This is a genomic window from Streptomyces sp. NPDC045470, from assembly GCF_040646595.1.
Taxonomy (GTDB): domain Bacteria; phylum Actinomycetota; class Actinomycetes; order Streptomycetales; family Streptomycetaceae; genus Streptomyces.
Map to the genome: position 1 here is coordinate 500,654 of NZ_JBEZAN010000002.1, position 16,671 is coordinate 517,324.

Below are 16,671 nucleotides of genomic sequence, written 5' to 3' on the forward strand. Positions count from 1 at the left end.
CGGGGGTACGAGAGCACCTCTGCCCCGAACCATTTCTGAGGGGCGGAGAATGATCGAGGCATTCGGTCTGACGAAGCGCTACGGCGCCAAGACAGCCGTGCACAACCTGTCGTTCCAGGTGCGGCCGGGCACCGTCACCGGCTTCCTGGGCCCCAACGGCTCCGGCAAGTCCACGACGATGCGCATGATCCTGGGGCTGGACACCCCGACGAGCGGCCGCGTCACCATCGGCGGCATCCCGTTCCGTCAGGTGCCCAACGCCCCGCGGCACGTCGGCGCCCTGCTCGACGCCAAGGCGGTGCACGGCGGCCGCAGCGCGCGCCAGCACCTGCTCTGCCTCGCCCAGCTCTCCGGCATCCCGGCACGCCGCGTCGACGAAGTACTCGGCGTGGTCGGCCTCCAGGACGTCGCCCGCAAGCGCTCCAACGGCTTCTCGCTCGGCATGGGCCAGCGCCTGGGCATCGCGGCGGCGCTGCTCGGCGACCCGCAGGTGCTGCTCTTCGACGAGCCGGTCAACGGCCTGGACCCCGAAGGCATCCTGTGGGTCCGCAACCTGATGAAGCAGCTGGCCGCCGAGGGCCGTACGGTCTTCGTCTCCTCGCACCTGATGAGCGAGATGGCGCTGACCGCCGAACACCTGATCGTCATCGGCCGCGGCCAGTTGCTGGCCGACATGTCGGTCACGGACTTCATCTCGGCCAACTCCGCCGACTTCGCCCGGGTCCGTACGCCGGACACCGAGCCGGAGCTGCGCGAGAAGCTGGGCTCGCTGCTCGGCGAGGCAGGTGCCCGGGTCGTACCGGAGCAGGACGGCGCGCTGCGCGTCAGCGGGCTGCCGCTGCCCCGCATCAGCGACCTCGCGCACGACGCGGACATCCGCCTGTGGGAGCTGTCGCCGCATCAGGCGTCCCTGGAAGAGGCGTACATGCAGCTAACGCAGGGGGCCGTCGACTACCGCTCGACGACCGACCAGCGGGCCGGCCTCCAGCAGCAGGGGCCCGGTCACGCGCAGCAGGGCATGGGCGCGCCAGGGCAGCCGCCGCAGGGGTACGCGGCGCCGCAGCCGGGTCCGTACGGGCAGCCCGGCCACCCTGGGCAGCCGCACCCCGGGGCCCAGGGGCAGCCGAACCCGTACGCGCAGGCGCCCGGCGGCGCGCCGGGCCAGGGCTACCCGCCGCCGATGGCCGGCCAGGGCTCGCCGTACGGACAGCCGAACCCGTACGGACAGCCGCAGCCGGGCCCGCAGGCCGGCGCCCCGGCGCCGATGCCGCCCGCCGCCCCCGCCGACATCTCCGAGCCGCACACCGAGGACGCCCGATGACCAGCCCTCAGCAGCCGCAGCCACAGCCTGAGCCGCACGACACCGACGCTCCCGGCACCGGCCCGACGCCCCCGGCAGGGGCCCCGCGGCCACCCGCGCAGCAGGCCGCCCCGCAGCCGCCCGCCGAGCAGCCGGAGCCCCGGCCGCTGGCCGCGCACGCACCGCCGCAGCAGCAGGCGCAGCCCGCCGAGCAGCCCGCGCAGCGGCAGGCGCAGCCGCTCGCTCACGCGCCGCAGGCCGGACCGGCGCCGCAGCAGGCCCAGGCACCGCAGGCGGGCGCTCCGGCCCGTGAGCCCGGCACGATGACGCTCCAGGCCCAGCAGCCGTCCGCCACCGCGCCCGGCAAGGAAGCCGGGACGATGACGCTCCAGGCCCAGCCCGCACCGCAGGCTCCGCAGGCCGCGCCCCAGGCCCCGCAGAACGCACCGCACGCCCCCCAGGGCGCGCCCAAGGACGCGGGCACCATGACGCTCCAGGCCCAGCAGCCGCCCGCCGGTCCCCCGCCGCAGCAGGCGCCCTACCAGCAGCCGCACCAGCCCGCACAGCCTCAGCAGCCGCACCGGCAGCCTGCGCCTCAGCAGGCCCAGCAGCCGCCCCAACAGCAGCAGATCCCGGCCGCCTGGCAGGCCGCCGGTCCCGGCGGCACCGGCCCGGCCTACGTCTCGCCGATCCCGGTGCGCCGGACGACCCTGGGCCACGCGCTCGCCTCCGAGTGGACGAAGATCCGCTCGGTGCGCTCCACGATGTGGACGCTGGGCGTGCTGGTCCTGCTGAACGTCGGCATCGGCCTGCTGACGGCGCTGGCCCTGGCGGACCCGGACCGGGTGGTCGAGCCGGTGCTCGGCTTCGCCTGGTTCGGCCTGCTGCTGGGGACGCTGTGCGTGATCCCGCTCGGCGTGCTGGTGATCTCCTCGGAGTACGGCACCGGCATGATCCGTACGACGTTCACGGCCTGCCCCAGCCGCGCGCGGGTGCTGACCGCCAAGGCGATCGTCCTGTTCGCGCTGACGTTCGTCGTCACCACGGCCTCCAACGCGCTGGTCGCGGTGGCGCACGCCGGGATGCTCACCGGCCCGGCGCCCACCGGTGACGAGTGGCTGCGCGCCACCGTCGGCTCCGGTCTGTTCGTGGCCGTGCTGAGCCTGCTGTCCCTGGGGGCGGGCACGCTGCTGCGGCACTCGGCCGGCGCGATCAGCGCGATGACGGGCCTGGTCCTGCTGCCCATGCTGATGGCCGTGTTCATGATCACTTCGGAGAGCCTGCGCCCGTTCGCGACCAAGCTGATCGAGTACTCGATCCCGAACAACCTCGGCGCGCTCTACGGCCAGCCGTTCATGCCCGACGGCCCGACCGGCTGGCAGCCGCTGCTCGTCCTCCTGGCCGTCACCGCCGTCGTCCTCGGCGGCGCGTACGCGGCGCTGCACAAGCGCGACGTCTGACGGGGGCCGCTCAGTACCTCGGCGCGTTACGGGACCGCTGGAGCCGCGCGCTCCGGCGGTCCCGTGCGTTCCAGCACGCCTTGTGCCAGTGTCTGCGTTCGTCCACGTCGCCCTCCCGCGGCCAGGCGACGACATGCGGCACCCCCGGCGGGATCTCCTGGTCGCATCCCGGGCAGCGGTAGTGCTTGGCCGTCCCGCCGCCCCCCAGATGCCGTACGACCCACTCCTCGCCGCGCCATTCCTCGGTACGTTCCAGACCGTAGCGGCCCCCGCCCGCGTGGTCGGCTGGCTTCTCACCGCCGCGGGAGCGGTTTCGACGCGGAGACACTGGGCACCTCGGGAAATCTGCGGGGTCACGGGCCGTCACCACCCTACGCGGCTCCGTCATGGGGCGTAGTCGGCCGCCGCAATCCTGCGATCATCGGGAAACTTCGCCGCAGGCCGTGCCTTTGGCACGTGTCCCCCGTTGTTGCGTGTTAGGGGGATGTCGCGTCGGCTGCGAGGAGGCAGAAGAGCGATGCGTGTTGGGGCTTTCATTCTGGCCGCCCAGTTTCCCGGTCAGGGGCAGGGGGAGGCACTCCATCGGGCGGTGCGGTCGGCCGAAGTCGCGGAGGAGGCCGGGCTCGACGCCGTCTGGCTGGCGGAGCACCACTTCGTGCCGTACGGGGTCTGCCCGTCGGCGGCGACGCTGGCCGCGCTGCTGCTGGGCCGTACCGACCGGATCGGCGTCGGCACGTCCGTCAGCGTGCTGCCGACCCAGCATCCGGTCGCCCTCGGGGAGCAGGCGGCGCTGCTGCACCTGACCTCCGGCGGGCGGTTCACCCTCGGTGTCGGCCGCGGCGGACCCTGGGTGGACCTGGAGGTCTTCGGCTCGGGACTGGCCGCCTACGAACAGCACTTCCCCGAGTCGCTGGACCTGCTGCTGCGCTGGCTGCGCGAGCCGCGGGTCGGCGCCAGGGGGGAACGTCACTCCTTCCGGGAGGTGGCCGTCGTACCGCGCCCCGACGAGTCACTGGAGATGCCGTCCGGGCCGCCCGTGATCCTCGCCTGCACCTCGCCCGGGTCGGTGCGGCTGGCCGCCGAGCGCGGGCTGCCGATGCTGCTGGGGATGCACTGCGGGGACGAGGACAAGGCGGAGATGGTGGCGCTGTGGCGCCGGGTGGCGCTGGCGGCCGGGCGGGACCCGGCGCTGGTCGCGGCGGCGGAGCACGTCTCCGCCGGAGTGGTGCAGGTCGGCGACACCCGTCAGGGCGCGGCCGAGGTCCTCACGAAGGCGATGCCGGGCTGGCTGCGGCGCGGGCTGGCGGCCCATGAGACGGTCGACGGCCGCCACCGCCCCATGCGCGACCCGCTGGCGTACACGGAGCTGCTCTGCGACCTGCATCCGGTCGGGCCGCCGAAACAGTGCGCCGACCGGCTCGCGGCCTCGGCGGAGCGGACCGGCATCCGGCGCTTCGCGCTGCTCGTGGAGGGTTCCGGCGACCTGGCCGCCACCGAGGAGAACGTACGGCGGCTGGGCGCCGAGGTGGTGCCGCGGCTCGGCTGATCCGGAGCGGGGGCGGGCCTGCGCGGCGGACCGCCCGCGGTCCGCCACCGTCCGGCGTGCCGGTGCCGGTCTCCGGCCCCGCGGCCGGAGGGTGCCGTGCACGCCGCGCCGACGTCGCCTCACCGGCGCCGGGCCGGCCGATGCTGCCGCCGGCGCACCCTTGCCGTACGGCCTCCGTCGCGCATGCGCGGCGGCAGCGTCCTCGGTCAGCAGTCGCGCAGCTCCGGCGACTGGTTCAGAAGCTGGCCCCGGACGGAGGTGAAGGTGGCCAGCCTGTCGTCCACCGACGGATCGAGCGGGAAGACCGCGACCCGGTGGCAGTTCTGGAATGCCAGCCGCACACCGAAGTGACGTTCCAACGACCCGCGTATCGCGTCACTCGCCAGTGCTCGCAGCAGCTGACCGCGTGCCTGCTCGTCCGGCGGCGGCGTCCGGTTGTCGGCGAACTCGCCGCCGTCCACCTTGAGCTGGGCCACCAGGGAGCTGATCATCCCCCATGCGTAGGGCAAGGAGGTCCGGACGCAGTCGACAAATTCCGCTTCGTCGACCTCGCCTCGCTCGGCCTGTTCGAGGAGGGCCGGTGAGACGTCGAGCGACATGAGGTTCTCCTCTCGCGGCCCCGCCGGGACGGAGCCTCAGGGATGGGACCGGGGGGTTCCGCGACGGAGCGTGTCCGTACCACGACCCCCCGCTTCAACGGTATGCCGCGCACCCGGCGCGCACCAGAAGATTGCCGCGACTACCGGCCGCCGGCGGACCGGGCGGTTCAGGGGCGAATCGCGTCGGCGGCCTCCGGTCGAGTAGCGTGGCGCACCATGCGTCTCGTCATTGCCCGTTGCTCCGTGGACTACGCGGGCCGGCTCAGTGCCCACCTCCCGTCGGCCCCTCGCCTGATCCTCGTGAAGGCGGACGGTTCGGTCTCCATCCACGCGGACGACCGGGCCTACAAGCCCCTGAACTGGATGTCCCCGCCGTGCACCCTCAAGGAGGGCGACGGCAGTGTGTGGACGGTGGAGAACAAGGGGGGCGAGAAGCTCATCATCACCCTGGAAGAGGTGATGCACGACTCGGCGCACGAGCTGGGCGTGGACCCGGGTCTCATCAAGGACGGGGTGGAGGCGCACCTTCAGGAGCTGCTCGCCGACCGGATCGAGACCCTCGGCGAGGGCTATTCGCTCATCCGCCGTGAATACCCCACCGCCATCGGCCCGGTGGACATCCTGTGCCGGGACGCGGACGGCGCGACGGTCGCCGTGGAGATCAAGCGGCGCGGTGAGATCGACGGGGTCGAGCAGCTCACCCGTTATCTCGAACTCCTCAACCGTGACCCGCACTTGGCACCGGTGAAGGGCGTCTTCGCGGCCCAGGAGATCAAGCCGCAGGCACGGGTGCTGGCCACCGACCGCGGTATCGGCTGCGTCGTGCTGGACTACAACGCGCTGCGCGGCATCGAGGACGACAAGCTGCGGCTGTTCTGAGCGGCGGGCCCGGCCCGCTCCGGGCGAGCGGGCCGGGGGTGAGCCCGCCCGGCCCGCGGCACGGACCTCCGCCGGTACGGACGACGACGGCCCGGTACGGAACGCCCGCCCCTGAGGCGGACGGTTCCGTACCGGGCCGTCGTGCTGTGCTCAGGCGTCCGTGCCGCCCGTGCCGCCGGAGCCGGTGGCCGCCGAGCTGCTGCCGTTGGCGCTGCTGGGCGCCGGGTTGCCGGTGGTGCCGGTCGGTTCCTGGCTGGTCGGCTTGTCGGTGGGCTTGTCCGTGGGTTTGTCGGTCGGCTTGTCCGTCGGCTTGTCGGTGGGTTTGTCCGTCGGCTTGTCGGTCGGCTTGTCCGTGGGCCTGCCGGTGCCCGTTCCCGTGTCGGTGGGCCGGGTGGTCGGCTCGGTCGGGCGCGTCGTCGGGGTGGTCGGGTTCGTGCTGCCGTCCGTGGGCCGGCCGGTCGTCGGGTCCGTGGCGCCGGTGCTCGGAGCGGGCGTGCCGGTGCCCGGCTGTCCGCCGGTGCCGCGCGCCGTCGAGCCGGGGCCGCCCGTACCGGGCCGGCTGCCCTGGCCGGTGCGGGTGCTGCCGGTGCCCGGCTGGTCGGCGGGCATGCCGTCGCCGTCCCGGCCCGGCTCGGCGGACTGCTCGGTCTTGACCTTCTCGCCCGTGCCGTGGTCGGGCCCGGAGACCGCGCCCAGGGTGACGACGGTGCCCAGGACGGCGACGAGCAGGGCGCCCGCGCCCGCGGCGACCAGGTTGCGCCGGGCGCCGAGCACCAGGGCCTTGCGGCCGCCGGTCCTGGAGCCGCTCTTGCCGCCGCCGGGGACGGCGCGGGTGACCACGGTGGGCGCGGTCGCGTCGACGGCCGGGGCCGACGCGAGGGCGGCGGGCACCCCGCCGGGCGGCGAGGCCGACTCCTCCGTCCGCGCGTCCGGGATCTCCTCCCCGGCCGGTGTGGCCGTACCCGCGGGCGGGGTGAACGTGCCGGAGCGGTCGGCGACCAGGGCCAGCGCGCGCCGCCCCGCGACCGCGCCGCGCCGGTCGGAGAGCACACCGCGCAGCCCTATCGACGCCTCCAGCTCGGCCCGCGCCCGGTCCAGGTTGCCGGTGCACAGGGCGAGCACGCCCAGCTCGTGGTGGAAGTACGCCTCCTCGGCGACCTCCCCGGCGATGCGGGCGGCCTCGGCGCCGTGCCGCAGGCTGCGCTCCCAGGCGTTCCAGTGCAGGGCGGCGGCGAAGGCCGGGGCGGCCGTACGGGCCAGCAGGACGGCGGCGCTGGGGTGGCCGCTCTCCCGGCTGCCGGTCAGGACGTTCATCGCGGCGAGGATCGCGTCGGCCTCGGCGGCGGCCCGCTCGGGCGTGACCGAGGGGTGGCCGGCCCACCAGGCGTAGTGCTGGGCGGCGGTCAGGGCCCGCTCACCCGCGCCTTCGTCGTACCCGGCGGCCGTCAGCTGGTCCTCCACCGTCGCCGCGAGCCGGTAGTGGCCCCCGGCCGGGGTGATCAGCCCGCAGTCCAGCAGCGCGCCGAGGGCGGCGTCCGCGTGGGTGTCCTGGGCGAGCGCGGGCAGGTGTGCCTGGTGCGGCAGCTCGCCGCCCAGCGCGACCGCGAAGCGCAGCGTCTCGCGCGCCGCCTCGCTCAGGCCGGCGGCGATCAGCGGCGCGGGCGAGGCGGCCTCGGCGACGGTGGGCAGCGGTCCGGTGGTGCCGTCCTGGCCGGCACCGGCCGCGGCGGCGTCGTCGGAATGCTCTCCGTACGCGTCGAAGGTGTCCTGGTCGGTACGGAGCCGCTGCCGCAGCAGGGCACCGGCCTGGACGAAGCGCAGGGGCAGCCCCTCGGACTCGAACCACAGGTCGGCGGCCCAAGCGGCCTCGTCGTCGGTGAGCGGCCGGCCGACGACGCCCGCCAGCAGCTCGCGGCAGGCGTCGCGGCCGATGCCGCCGAGGAAGACCTCTTCGAGGTGGGAGCCGGGCGAGGGGGCGGCGACGTCGGGGGTGGCGGCGAACAGGAAGGCGCACTCGGGGGTGGCGCCCAGCAGTTCGTCCAGCGCGGCGCCGCCGAACTCCAGGTCGTCCAGGACGACGATGGCGCCGATCTCGCCGAGCAGGCGCAGCAGCTCGCCGCGGTCGGGGCGGTGCAGCGGGGCCCGGTGGACGGCGGCGAACAGCTCGTACAGCACGTCGGTGGGCGTGCGGCGGTATCCGGAGAGCCGCACGACGCCGTCGGGGGCCAGGCCCTCGCAGGCGGCGGCGACGGCGTCCAGCAGGCGGGTACGGCCCGATCCGGAGGGCCCGGTGACCCGTACGGATCTGCCGCGGGACAGCAGCCGCACCAGCCGGTCGGTCTCCTCGGCGCGCTCCAGGAGCGCGCCCTGGCGGCCGGCGGAGACCGGCAGGGCGGGCGGGGCGGCGGCGCGGGCCAGCTCGGCGCGCTCCTCGGGGCCGTGCTTGCCGGGGACGGCGGGCTGCTCGCCGGGCGGGCAGGGTTCGATCTCGCTGCCGTCGACCGGGTTGACGGTGAGCAGGTAGGGACCCGACACGAGCTGTACGGTGCGGGCGAGCCCGCCGGGGGCGGCCGCGGAGCCGCCGGCCGCGGGCGTCGGCGTCGCGGCAGGGGCGTCCTGCTCGCCGTACTCCTCAGGTCCCCGGTTGGTGTTCGGGTCCATGGTGAAATGCCCCCCAGATGCGCTTGGCGTGCCGACCGGCCGTTTGCGTCCCGGCCGTCCGCACTCCCCCAGCCTCCGGCCGGGGTGCTCCCCGGCCGCCGCTTCTGGTCCGGTGCCCGCCGTGCGGCGAACCGGACGGCGGAAAACCGAACCTTAGACCTTCGCCCAGTATCTACGAAGCGCCGGGGTCCGTTCCTGCCCGGAACGTCACAGTGTTGTGAGAATCCTTCGGGTATGCGGCTTTTTGATCTTGCCGGGGGCGCCGTCAGACCCGCGGCAGGGTCTCGGCCGCGATGCCGCCCTCGATGGCGAGGATGCGGTGCAGACGGGTGGCGACCAGCAGCCGCTGCATCTGCGGCGGTACGCCGCGCAGCACGAGCCGGCGGTTGGCCCGCCCGGCGCGGCGGTGCGCACCCATGATCACGCCGAGTCCGGTGGCGTCCCACGAGTCGAGTCCGGTCAGATCCAGCACGAGGTCGCCCTGGCCCGAGTCGACGGCGGAGTGCAGGACGGTTCGGGCGTCCGCCGCGCTGCGGACGTCGAGGCGGCCCCCGACGACCAGCTCGGCGTGGTCGCCCCTGATGTGCATATGCGCTCCCCGGGTGATGAGTGCTCGATCGTTACGTCTACAGAACTGACTGCCTCTCATGCGGCGAAGTTGCCGCCTGTAAGCGAACCGATACCGAATTCACCCCGGAGGATGACGGCACCGGACCCGTGCGCCTGGCGCGTCGGCCGCCTCGGGGGCGTGCCGCCGGCGGCCGGAGCCCCGGCCGCCGCGCTCCCGGCCGTGCCGGGAGCGGCGCCTGACGCTGCGACAGCGCGGTGCGGGGTCCGGGTCCGTCCGACGCGGAATCAGTGCTCGTAGAAGCCTTGCCCACTCTTGCGGCCGATATCGCCGGCATCGACCATCCGCCGCATGACCTCCGGCGGCGCGAACTTCTCGTCCTGCGACTCGGTGTAGATGTTGTCGGTGGCGTGCAGCAGGATGTCCACGCCGGTCAGGTCGGCGGTGGCCAGCGGCCCCATGGCGTGCCCGAAGCCCAGCTTGCAGGCGGTGTCGATGTCCTCGGCGCTGGCCACCCCGGACTCGTACAGCTTCGCCGCCTCCACGACCAGCGCCGAGATGAGACGGGTGGTCACGAAGCCGGCCACGTCCCGGTTGACGACGATGCAGGTCTTGCCGACGGACTCGGCGAACGCGCGGGCGGTGGCGAGGGTTTCGTCGCTGGTCTTGTAGCCGCGCACCAGTTCGCAGAGCTGCATCATCGGCACCGGCGAGAAGAAGTGCGTGCCCACCACCCGCTCGGGGCGCCCGGTGGCCGCGGCGATCTTGGTGATCGGGATGGCCGAGGTGTTGGAGGCGAGCACCGCCTCGTCCTTGACCAGCTTGTCCAGGTTCGTAAAGATCTCGCGCTTGACGTCGATCCGCTCGAAGACGGCCTCCACGACGATGTCCGCGTCGGCCGCCGCGTCCAGGTCGGTCGTGGTGGTGATCCGGGCCAGCGCCTGCTCGGCGTCGGCCGCGGCCAGCTTGCCCTTGCTCACGAACTTCTCGTACGAGGCCTCGATGCCGCCCTTGCCGCGGGCCAGCGCGCCTTCCGTCACATCGCGGAGGACGACCTCCCAGCCCGCCTGGGCCGAGACCTGCGCGATACCGGACCCCATGAGTCCGGCTCCGATGACGGCGAGCTTCTTTGCCACTTGCTGTCCCCTAACACGCTGTACACCTGACGGCTCTCGGCAGTGACGTTAGCGCCCGGCGGCGATCGATAGGAGGGTTAGAGATGCGCGTCACGTCTCAGATGACGGACATCACACCGCACGGGCTCACCGGCCGCCGCGCACGGCATAGTTGAGGACCTTTTCACCGAGCGCGTCCTCCAGGTCGTCGAGCAGCACGAGCGCCTCGCGTGACACCTCGTCGGGTGCGCGCCCGGCCATCATGGCGCGGGCGATGTGCGCCGTGAGCGTGGCGTGCACCCAGTTGAGCTGACCGGCCACCAGGAGCGGCAGCCAGTCGTCCGCCGCGGCGCCGGCCTCCTGGCGCAGGGTCTCCTCCAGGCGGGCGAGCTGTTCCTGCTGGAGGTGCCAGAGGCGGGCCTTGAGGGTGGCGGCGCCTTCGATGACGCGCAGGAAGCGGTCGTAGCCCTCGGTCAGTCCGACGGCGGGCGAGACCGCCTCCACCTGTTCGCGCAATTCGCGCAGGACGGCGGCGGCCGCCGACTCCCCCGCGTCCCGGCCGCGTACGTAGCGCGCGAGGCGGTCGACCAGCCCGGCACCGCGGTCCATGAAGAGGTCTTCCTTGGCCGGGAAGTAGTTGTAGACGGTGTTGACCGAGACCTCGCAGACCTCCGCGATCTCCGCGATGGTCACGTCGTCGAAGCCGCGCTCCAGGAACAGGCCGGTGGCCATGTCCGAGATGTGCTGGCGCGTCTGCCGCTTCTTGCGCTCCCTGAGCCCCTCTGCCATGCCTCGCATCGTACGCCTTCTTGGGGTCCTTGGATTTTTGGGTGGCTCATATTTTTGAGGCCATTGCAATTTTCCAGTGACTCTGTTTTTCTGTCCGGCATGGCAGTCATCACCGCGTCCGGCCTGGCCCGGACCTTCACCACCCGGCACGGCACCGTCGAAGCCGTACGCGGCATCGACCTCACCGTCGGGCACGGCGAGATCCTCGGCCTGCTCGGCCCCAACGGCGCCGGGAAGACCACCACCCTGCGGATGCTCACCACGCTCCTCGCCCCCACCGGCGGCAGCGCCACCGTCGCCGGCTGCGACCTGCTCCGCGACCCGGCCGGCGTCCGCCGCGCCACCGGCTACGTCGCCCAGTCCGGCGGCGTCGACCCGCACGTCTCCGTACGGGAGGAACTGGTGACCCAGGGGCGCCTGTACCGCCTGTCGAAGGCGCGGGCCGCGGCCCGCGCCGAGGAACTGGCGCACGACCTCGGACTCGACGGGCTGCTGGACCGCACGTGCGCGGCACTGTCCGGCGGGCAGCGCAGGCGGCTGGACATCGCGATGGGCCTGCCGCACCGGCCCGCGGTGCTCTTCCTGGACGAGCCGACGACCGGGCTCGACCCCGGCAGCCGGGCCGGCCTGTGGGACCTGGTCCGGCGGCTGCGGGCGGACTTCGGCACCACCGTCGTCCTGACCACCCACCACCTCGACGAGGCGGACGCACTCGCCGACCGCCTGGCGGTCGTGGACCACGGCGTGGTGGCCGCCGAAGGCACGCCGCGCGCGCTCAAGACCGCGTACGCCGGTTCGGCCGACGCGTCCCTCCAGGACGCCTTCCTCGCGATCACCGGGCGCGGCCCCGCGCCGGCGGACACCACCCCCGTAGCCGTCTGACCGCCCGACACCTCACGGAGACCCGCATGTCCCCCGTCCTGTCCGACACCGCCCTGATCTTCGGGCGCTACGCCCGGCAGACCCTGCGCTCCAAGGTGCAGATGCTCTTCGGCGTCCTGATGCCGCTGCTCTACCTGCTCTTCTTCGGGCCGCTGCTGACGAGGCTGCCACTGGCCGCCGAGGGCAGCTCCTGGCAGGTCCTGGTGCCCGGCCTGCTGCTGCAACTCGCGCTCTTCGGAGCGTCGTTCTGCGGCTTCGCCCTCATCCTCGAAAAGCAGTACGGCGTGGTGGAGCGGATGCGGGTGACGCCCGTCAGCCGGCTCGCGCTGCTGCTGGGGCGGGTACTGCGGGACACCGCGCTGCTCACGTTCCAGGCAGGGCTCCTGGTGCTGGTGGCACTGGTGATGGGGCTGCGGGCGCCGCTCGGCGGCATCCTCATCGGCTTCGCGTTCGTCGCCGCGACGGCCGTCGCCCTGTCCTCCCTGTCGTACGCGCTGGCCCTGAAGGTCGCCTCACCGCAGGAGTTCGGGCCCGTCGTCAACGCCGCCACCATGCCCACGATGCTGCTCTCCGGTCTGATGCTGCCGATGGCCCTGGCCCCCGGTTGGCTGGACGTCCTCTCCCGCTTCATGCCGCTGCGCCATCTCGTGGACGGTGTCCGCGCGGCCTACGTGGGCGACTACACCGGTACGTCCGTGCTGTACGGCGCGCTGACCGCCGCCGGACTCGCCGCGGTGGCCGCGGCGGTCTGCGCCCGCGCCTTCCGCAGGGCCGCGGCGTAGGCTCGCCCGTATGGTCAATCTGACGCGCATCTACACCCGTACCGGCGACAAGGGCACCACCGCCCTCGGTGACATGAGCCGTACCGCCAAGACCGACACGCGGATCGCGGCCTACGCGGACGCCAACGAGGCCAACGCGGCGATCGGCGTGGCCGTCGCGCTGGGCTCGCTGCCGGAGGACGTCGTCAAGGTCCTCGTCCGGGTGCAGAACGACCTCTTCGACGTGGGCGCCGACCTGTCGACGCCGGTGGTGGAGAACCCCGAGTTCCCGCCGCTGCGCGTGGAGCAGACCTACATCGACAAGCTGGAGGCGGACTGCGACCACTACCTGGAGAGCCTGGAGAAGCTGCGCAGCTTCATCCTGCCCGGCGGTACGGCGGGGGCCGCGCTGCTGCACCAGGCCTGCACGGTGGTCCGCCGCGCCGAGCGCTCCACCTGGGCGGCGCTGGAGACGCACGGCGACACCATGAACCATCTCACCGCCACCTACCTCAACCGCCTCTCCGACCTCCTTTTCATCCTGGCCCGCACGGCCAACAAGGAGCAGGGCGACGTGCTGTGGGTGCCGGGCGGTGAGCGGTAGGCGGACCGCCGGAGCGGCGAGCGGCAGGGCGGACCGCCAGGAAGGCCCCCGGCGGGCTACCAGGACGTGGGCGGGTCCGGCCGGCCGGACCCCTGGCCCGCCCCGACCTGGTCCCGGCCGTCCTCGCGGGCGCGCTCGTGGCCGTCCGCAGGGCGCGGGGGCGGGTCCCCCTCCGGCGCCTTCTTCGGCCACAGCGTGTAGCTCACCGCGATCACCAGGTTGATGCCGATGACGAGGAGCATCTTGGACTGCCAGTCGCGCAGCGAGGCGGTCTGGGCGGGGTCGCCCACGTACCAGGCCGCGAGCTGCAACAGGCCCATCGCGATGAGCGCGGCGAGGATCCAGCGGCCCGCCGACCGCCACTCGAAGACCGCGCGCTGCCTGCCGTACTTCGGCGCCGGTACCGGCGGCGGGCCGCCCGCGAACCGGTGGGCGAAGCGGGCGTCCGCCCACTTGATCATGCGGTGCCCCAGGGTGACCGAGAAGCCGATGTAGACCGCGGCGAGCCCGTGTTTCCAGTCGGCCTCCGCGCCGTTCTTCAGGTCGACGGCGGTGGCGACGAGGAGGACCAGTTCCAGCAGCGGTTCCAGCAGCAGGACGGCGATGCCGGCACGTGGCCTCTTCGCCAGGTACCGCAGGGCCAGCCCGCCGGCCAGCAGCACCCAGAAGCCGACCTCGCAGATGACGATCAGCGCAAGGATCACGGGACCCACCTCTTTTCGTTCCCTTCCAGGCTCACCCCGGAATCCGGCCGTCACCTCGTCACCCGCGATGATCCGGTGCTGCATCTTTCGATGTAGCGCGCGGCGCCACGGGCTCGGCCGGAGCGTGGAGGCGTCGGGCCGCGCCGCCGTGTTTGATGGAGGGGTGACCGCGAGACCCTTCGCCTCCCTGGCGCGCCCGCACCGTGACGACGTGTGCATCGCCGTCGCCGGTCTGCTCGGCGGCCTGCTGCTGTGGGGGCTGGGGCTGCACAGCAGCCCGCCGCTGCTGGACGTGCCCCCCTGGCTCGGCCTGGTGCCGCTGGCCGTCATCTCCGGCACCGAGTTGCTGCGCCGGACCGCCCCGCGGACCGCGCTGGGCCTGGCGACCGTCGCGCTCGTCGCGGACGTGTGCTCCGGCGGGCTGATCGCCACGATCGTGATGTTCACCGACATCGTCTACGCCGCGGTGCTGTACGGGCCCCCGGGCACCGCCCGGCGCGTGCCGGTCATCAGCGTCCTGCTCACCGTCGTCGCCACCATCGTCCCGGTGGCGGTCCTGCACGACCCGCAGGCCCTGCTGCTCGGTCTCGGCGTCGGTGTGATCACCATCAGTCCCGCCTGGACCGGGATCATCATCCGCGAACACCGCAACGCCGCCCGGGCCGCCCGCCTGGAGGCCGAACAGACCGCGCTGCTGGCCGAGATGGACCGTACGCAGGCCATCATCGCCGAGCGCGCCCGGATGGCCCGCGAACTGCACGACATGGTCGCCAACCACCTGTCCGCCATCGCCATCCACGCCACGGCCGCACAGTCCATCGACGACCCCGGCGCCAGCCGCGAGGCGCTCGGCGTCATCCGCGAGAACAGCGTCCAGGGCCTCGCCGAGATGCGGCGGCTGATCGGCCTGCTGCGGGACGCGAAGGACCCCGGCGGCACGGCGGAGGCGCAGGCCACCCCCACTCTGGACGGGCTCGACGCGCTGCTGGCCCAGGCCCGCTCCAACGGGGCGAGCAGTGGCCTGACGTTCACCCTGGAGGACGCCCGGGCGGACGGCGGCAGCGCGCGGCTACCCGCCCCGGTGGAGCTGGCCGCGTACCGCATCGTGCAGGAGTCCCTGACCAACGCCCTCAAGCACGCCGCGCCCGGCGATGTCGCGGTCCGTATCGCCCACGCCCCCGGCGGCCCGCTCACCGTCCGCGTCACCAGCCCCTTCGGCGACCGGCCCGGCCCGCGCGCGCCCGGCTCCGGTGCCGGCCTGGTCGGCATGCGGGAGCGGATCGAGCTGCTCGGCGGCCGGTTCGAGGCCGGGCCCGAGGACAGCGGCGGACACGGCAACGGCAAGGAATGGCGAGTACGGGCCGAACTGCCCGTCCGCGAGGAGGAAGAGGAACGATGACCGCTGTCACCGGCCGCCCGGTCCGGGTGCTGATCGCCGAGGACCAGTCCGCCGTACGGGCCGGGCTGGCGCTGATCCTGCGCTCCGCCCCCGACATCGACGTGGCCGGGGAGGCCGCGGACGGCGAGGAGGCGGTGCGACTGGCCCGCGAACTGCGGCCCGACCTGGTCCTGATGGATGTGCAGATGCCCAAGCTGGACGGTGTCTCGGCCACCCGGGCCATCGTCGACGAGCAGTTGGCCGACGTCCTGGTGCTGACCACCTTCGACCTGGACGAGTACGTCTTCGGGGCGCTGCGGGCAGGCGCCGCCGGTTTCCTGCTCAAGGACAGCGAGGCGGCGGCGCTGCTGGACGCGGTGCGCACGGTGGCCGCCGGGGACGGGATGATCGCTCCGGCCGTGACCCGGCGGCTGATCGCGGAGTTCGCCCGTCCCCGTACGGTACGGAGGCCCGCCGGTGCCTCGGCACCGGACCCGGCCGTCCTGGACGTGCTGACCCGCCGCGAACGCGAGGTGCTGGGCTGCCTCGGCCGGGGCCTGTCCAACGCCGACATCGCGGAGCACCTGGCGATGGCGGAGGCCACGGTGAAGACGCACGTCAGCCGCCTGCTGGGGAAGCTGGAGCTGCGCAGTCGGGTGCAAGCCGCGGTGTTGGCGCAGGAGTTGGGTGTCAGCGGGAGCCGGGAAGGGTAACGGCCGCTGCCGCGCCGGGCCGACCCGGCGGAGGATGCCACCCACTTTGGTCCAGACCTCTTGACCGTAGGTCTGGACCTTTTTACGCTCCCTTCACATCTTTGCGGTGAGCGCGCCCCACAGCGCTCACCGGGCGGCGCAGGTTCCCCCACCTCCACCCCCTTACCTGGGAGCATCCGTGACACCCGGAACCCTGACACGCACCACCCACGCCCGACGAAGAGCCCTCGCGGCCCTCACCGCACTCCTCCTGCCCGTGGCGGCGCTCATCGGCCTGGCCGGCGCCACCCCCGCGCACGCCGCCGAGTCGGCGACCGCCACGTACACCAAGGTCTCCGACTGGGGCACCGGCTTCCAGGGGCAGTGGACGGTGAAGAACACCGGCACCACCACCCTCAACGGCTGGACCGTCGAGTGGGACTTCCCCTCCGGCACCACCGTCGGCTCCGCCTGGGACGCCCAGGTCAGCGGCTCGAACGGGCACTACACGGCCAAGAACGTCAACTGGAACGGCACCATCACCCCCGGCGCCTCGGTCAGCTTCGGCTTCATCGGCACCGGCTCCGGCGGCGACGTGAGCGGCTGCAAGCTCAACGGCGGCCCCTGCGACGGTGCGCAGCCCGGTGACACCCCGCCGTCCGCGCCCGGCAAGCCCGTCGCCGGCGACGTCACCGACACCTCCGTACGGCTGACCTGGACCGCCGCCACCGAC

Annotated in this window: 17 protein-coding genes; 10 read left to right on the forward strand and 7 right to left on the reverse strand. The window is 73.4% G+C overall.

Features of this window, described 5'->3' with window-relative positions; translation table 11 throughout:
* Nucleotides 1–49 precede the first annotated feature (49 nt).
* Both AB0A97_RS08580 and AB0A97_RS08585 read left to right on the forward strand, forming a co-directional pair.
* Nucleotides 50–1,321: an ATP-binding cassette domain-containing protein gene (locus AB0A97_RS08580; protein WP_361146411.1), complete on the forward strand. Its 1,272-nt coding sequence runs from the start codon at nt 50–52 to the stop codon at nt 1,319–1,321.
* Nucleotides 1,318–2,760: an ABC transporter permease subunit gene (locus AB0A97_RS08585; protein WP_361146414.1), complete on the forward strand. Its 1,443-nt coding sequence runs from the start codon at nt 1,318–1,320 to the stop codon at nt 2,758–2,760. The genes AB0A97_RS08580 and AB0A97_RS08585 overlap by 4 nt, the downstream gene beginning before the upstream one ends.
* A 10-nt stretch (nt 2,761–2,770) precedes the next feature.
* Here the strand turns inward: AB0A97_RS08585 and AB0A97_RS08590 are convergent, their stop codons facing one another.
* Nucleotides 2,771–3,088: an ATP/GTP-binding protein gene (locus tag AB0A97_RS08590; protein WP_361146416.1), complete on the reverse strand. Its 318-nt coding sequence runs from the start codon at nt 3,086–3,088 to the stop codon at nt 2,771–2,773.
* A 189-nt stretch (nt 3,089–3,277) separates the two neighbouring features.
* On the opposite strand from AB0A97_RS08590, the gene AB0A97_RS08595 reads away from it, so the two are divergent.
* Nucleotides 3,278–4,306 carry an LLM class flavin-dependent oxidoreductase gene (locus tag AB0A97_RS08595; protein WP_361146419.1) on the forward strand — a complete coding sequence of 343 codons (1,029 nt, stop codon included), beginning with the start codon at nt 3,278–3,280 and terminating at the stop codon, nt 4,304–4,306.
* 206 nt (nt 4,307–4,512) lie between these two features.
* Here AB0A97_RS08595 and AB0A97_RS08600 read toward each other — a convergent pair whose 3' ends face one another.
* Complete coding sequence (locus AB0A97_RS08600; RefSeq protein ID WP_361146422.1) at nt 4,513–4,905, reverse strand: SCO5389 family protein; 393 nt, start codon at nt 4,903–4,905, stop codon at nt 4,513–4,515.
* 216 nt (nt 4,906–5,121) lie between these two features.
* On the opposite strand from AB0A97_RS08600, the gene nucS reads away from it, so the two are divergent.
* On the forward strand, nt 5,122–5,784 hold the full coding sequence (nucS, locus tag AB0A97_RS08605; RefSeq protein WP_031008081.1) for an endonuclease NucS: 663 nt from the start codon (nt 5,122–5,124) through the stop codon (nt 5,782–5,784).
* A 150-nt stretch (nt 5,785–5,934) separates the two neighbouring features.
* Here the strand turns inward: nucS and AB0A97_RS08610 are convergent, their stop codons facing one another.
* From AB0A97_RS08610 to AB0A97_RS08625, 4 genes are all read right to left on the reverse strand, one after another.
* The gene (locus AB0A97_RS08610) at nt 5,935–8,445 is read right to left on the reverse strand and encodes an ATP-binding protein (protein WP_361146425.1); all 2,511 of its coding nucleotides are present in this window, start codon (nt 8,443–8,445) and stop codon (nt 5,935–5,937) included.
* Between the two features lie 265 nt (nt 8,446–8,710).
* Entirely contained in the window at nt 8,711–9,034 is a 324-nt protein-coding gene (locus AB0A97_RS08615) for an STAS domain-containing protein (RefSeq protein ID WP_031008086.1), read from the reverse strand.
* A 266-nt stretch (nt 9,035–9,300) separates the two neighbouring features.
* Nucleotides 9,301–10,149: a 3-hydroxyacyl-CoA dehydrogenase family protein gene (locus AB0A97_RS08620; protein WP_031008088.1), complete on the reverse strand. Its 849-nt coding sequence runs from the start codon at nt 10,147–10,149 to the stop codon at nt 9,301–9,303.
* Between the two features lie 126 nt (nt 10,150–10,275).
* On the reverse strand, nt 10,276–10,917 hold the full coding sequence (locus tag AB0A97_RS08625; RefSeq protein ID WP_361146429.1) for a TetR/AcrR family transcriptional regulator: 642 nt from the start codon (nt 10,915–10,917) through the stop codon (nt 10,276–10,278).
* Between the two features lie 99 nt (nt 10,918–11,016).
* On the opposite strand from AB0A97_RS08625, the gene AB0A97_RS08630 reads away from it, so the two are divergent.
* The 3 genes from AB0A97_RS08630 to AB0A97_RS08640 are packed head-to-tail and all read left to right on the forward strand — an operon-like array spanning nt 11,017 to nt 13,164.
* Nucleotides 11,017–11,799: an ATP-binding cassette domain-containing protein gene (locus AB0A97_RS08630; protein WP_361146432.1), complete on the forward strand. Its 783-nt coding sequence runs from the start codon at nt 11,017–11,019 to the stop codon at nt 11,797–11,799.
* 26 nt (nt 11,800–11,825) lie between these two features.
* A complete protein-coding gene (locus tag AB0A97_RS08635) occupies nt 11,826–12,581 on the forward strand; it encodes an ABC transporter permease (RefSeq protein WP_361146435.1) in 756 nt (251 codons plus the stop codon).
* Between the two features lie 10 nt (nt 12,582–12,591).
* Nucleotides 12,592–13,164 (forward strand): cob(I)yrinic acid a,c-diamide adenosyltransferase, encoded by a 573-nt coding sequence (locus AB0A97_RS08640; RefSeq protein WP_361146442.1) that lies wholly within the window; start codon nt 12,592–12,594, stop codon nt 13,162–13,164.
* 56 nt (nt 13,165–13,220) lie between these two features.
* On the opposite strand, the gene AB0A97_RS08645 is transcribed toward AB0A97_RS08640, so the two are convergent.
* On the reverse strand, nt 13,221–13,868 hold the full coding sequence (locus AB0A97_RS08645; protein ID WP_361146445.1) for a hypothetical protein: 648 nt from the start codon (nt 13,866–13,868) through the stop codon (nt 13,221–13,223).
* A 163-nt stretch (nt 13,869–14,031) separates the two neighbouring features.
* On the opposite strand from AB0A97_RS08645, the gene AB0A97_RS08650 reads away from it, so the two are divergent.
* The 3 genes from AB0A97_RS08650 to AB0A97_RS08660 form a co-directional block, all read left to right on the forward strand.
* Entirely contained in the window at nt 14,032–15,267 is a 1,236-nt protein-coding gene (locus AB0A97_RS08650; protein WP_361146448.1) for a histidine kinase, read from the forward strand.
* Nucleotides 15,264–15,959: a response regulator transcription factor gene (locus AB0A97_RS08655; protein WP_361146451.1), complete on the forward strand. Its 696-nt coding sequence runs from the start codon at nt 15,264–15,266 to the stop codon at nt 15,957–15,959. Before AB0A97_RS08650 ends, AB0A97_RS08655 begins: the two co-directional genes overlap by 4 nt.
* Before the next feature lie 178 nt (nt 15,960–16,137).
* Nucleotides 16,138–16,671 (forward strand): cellulose-binding domain-containing protein (locus tag AB0A97_RS08660; RefSeq protein WP_361146454.1); only part of this gene is annotated, 534 nt, incomplete at its 3' end.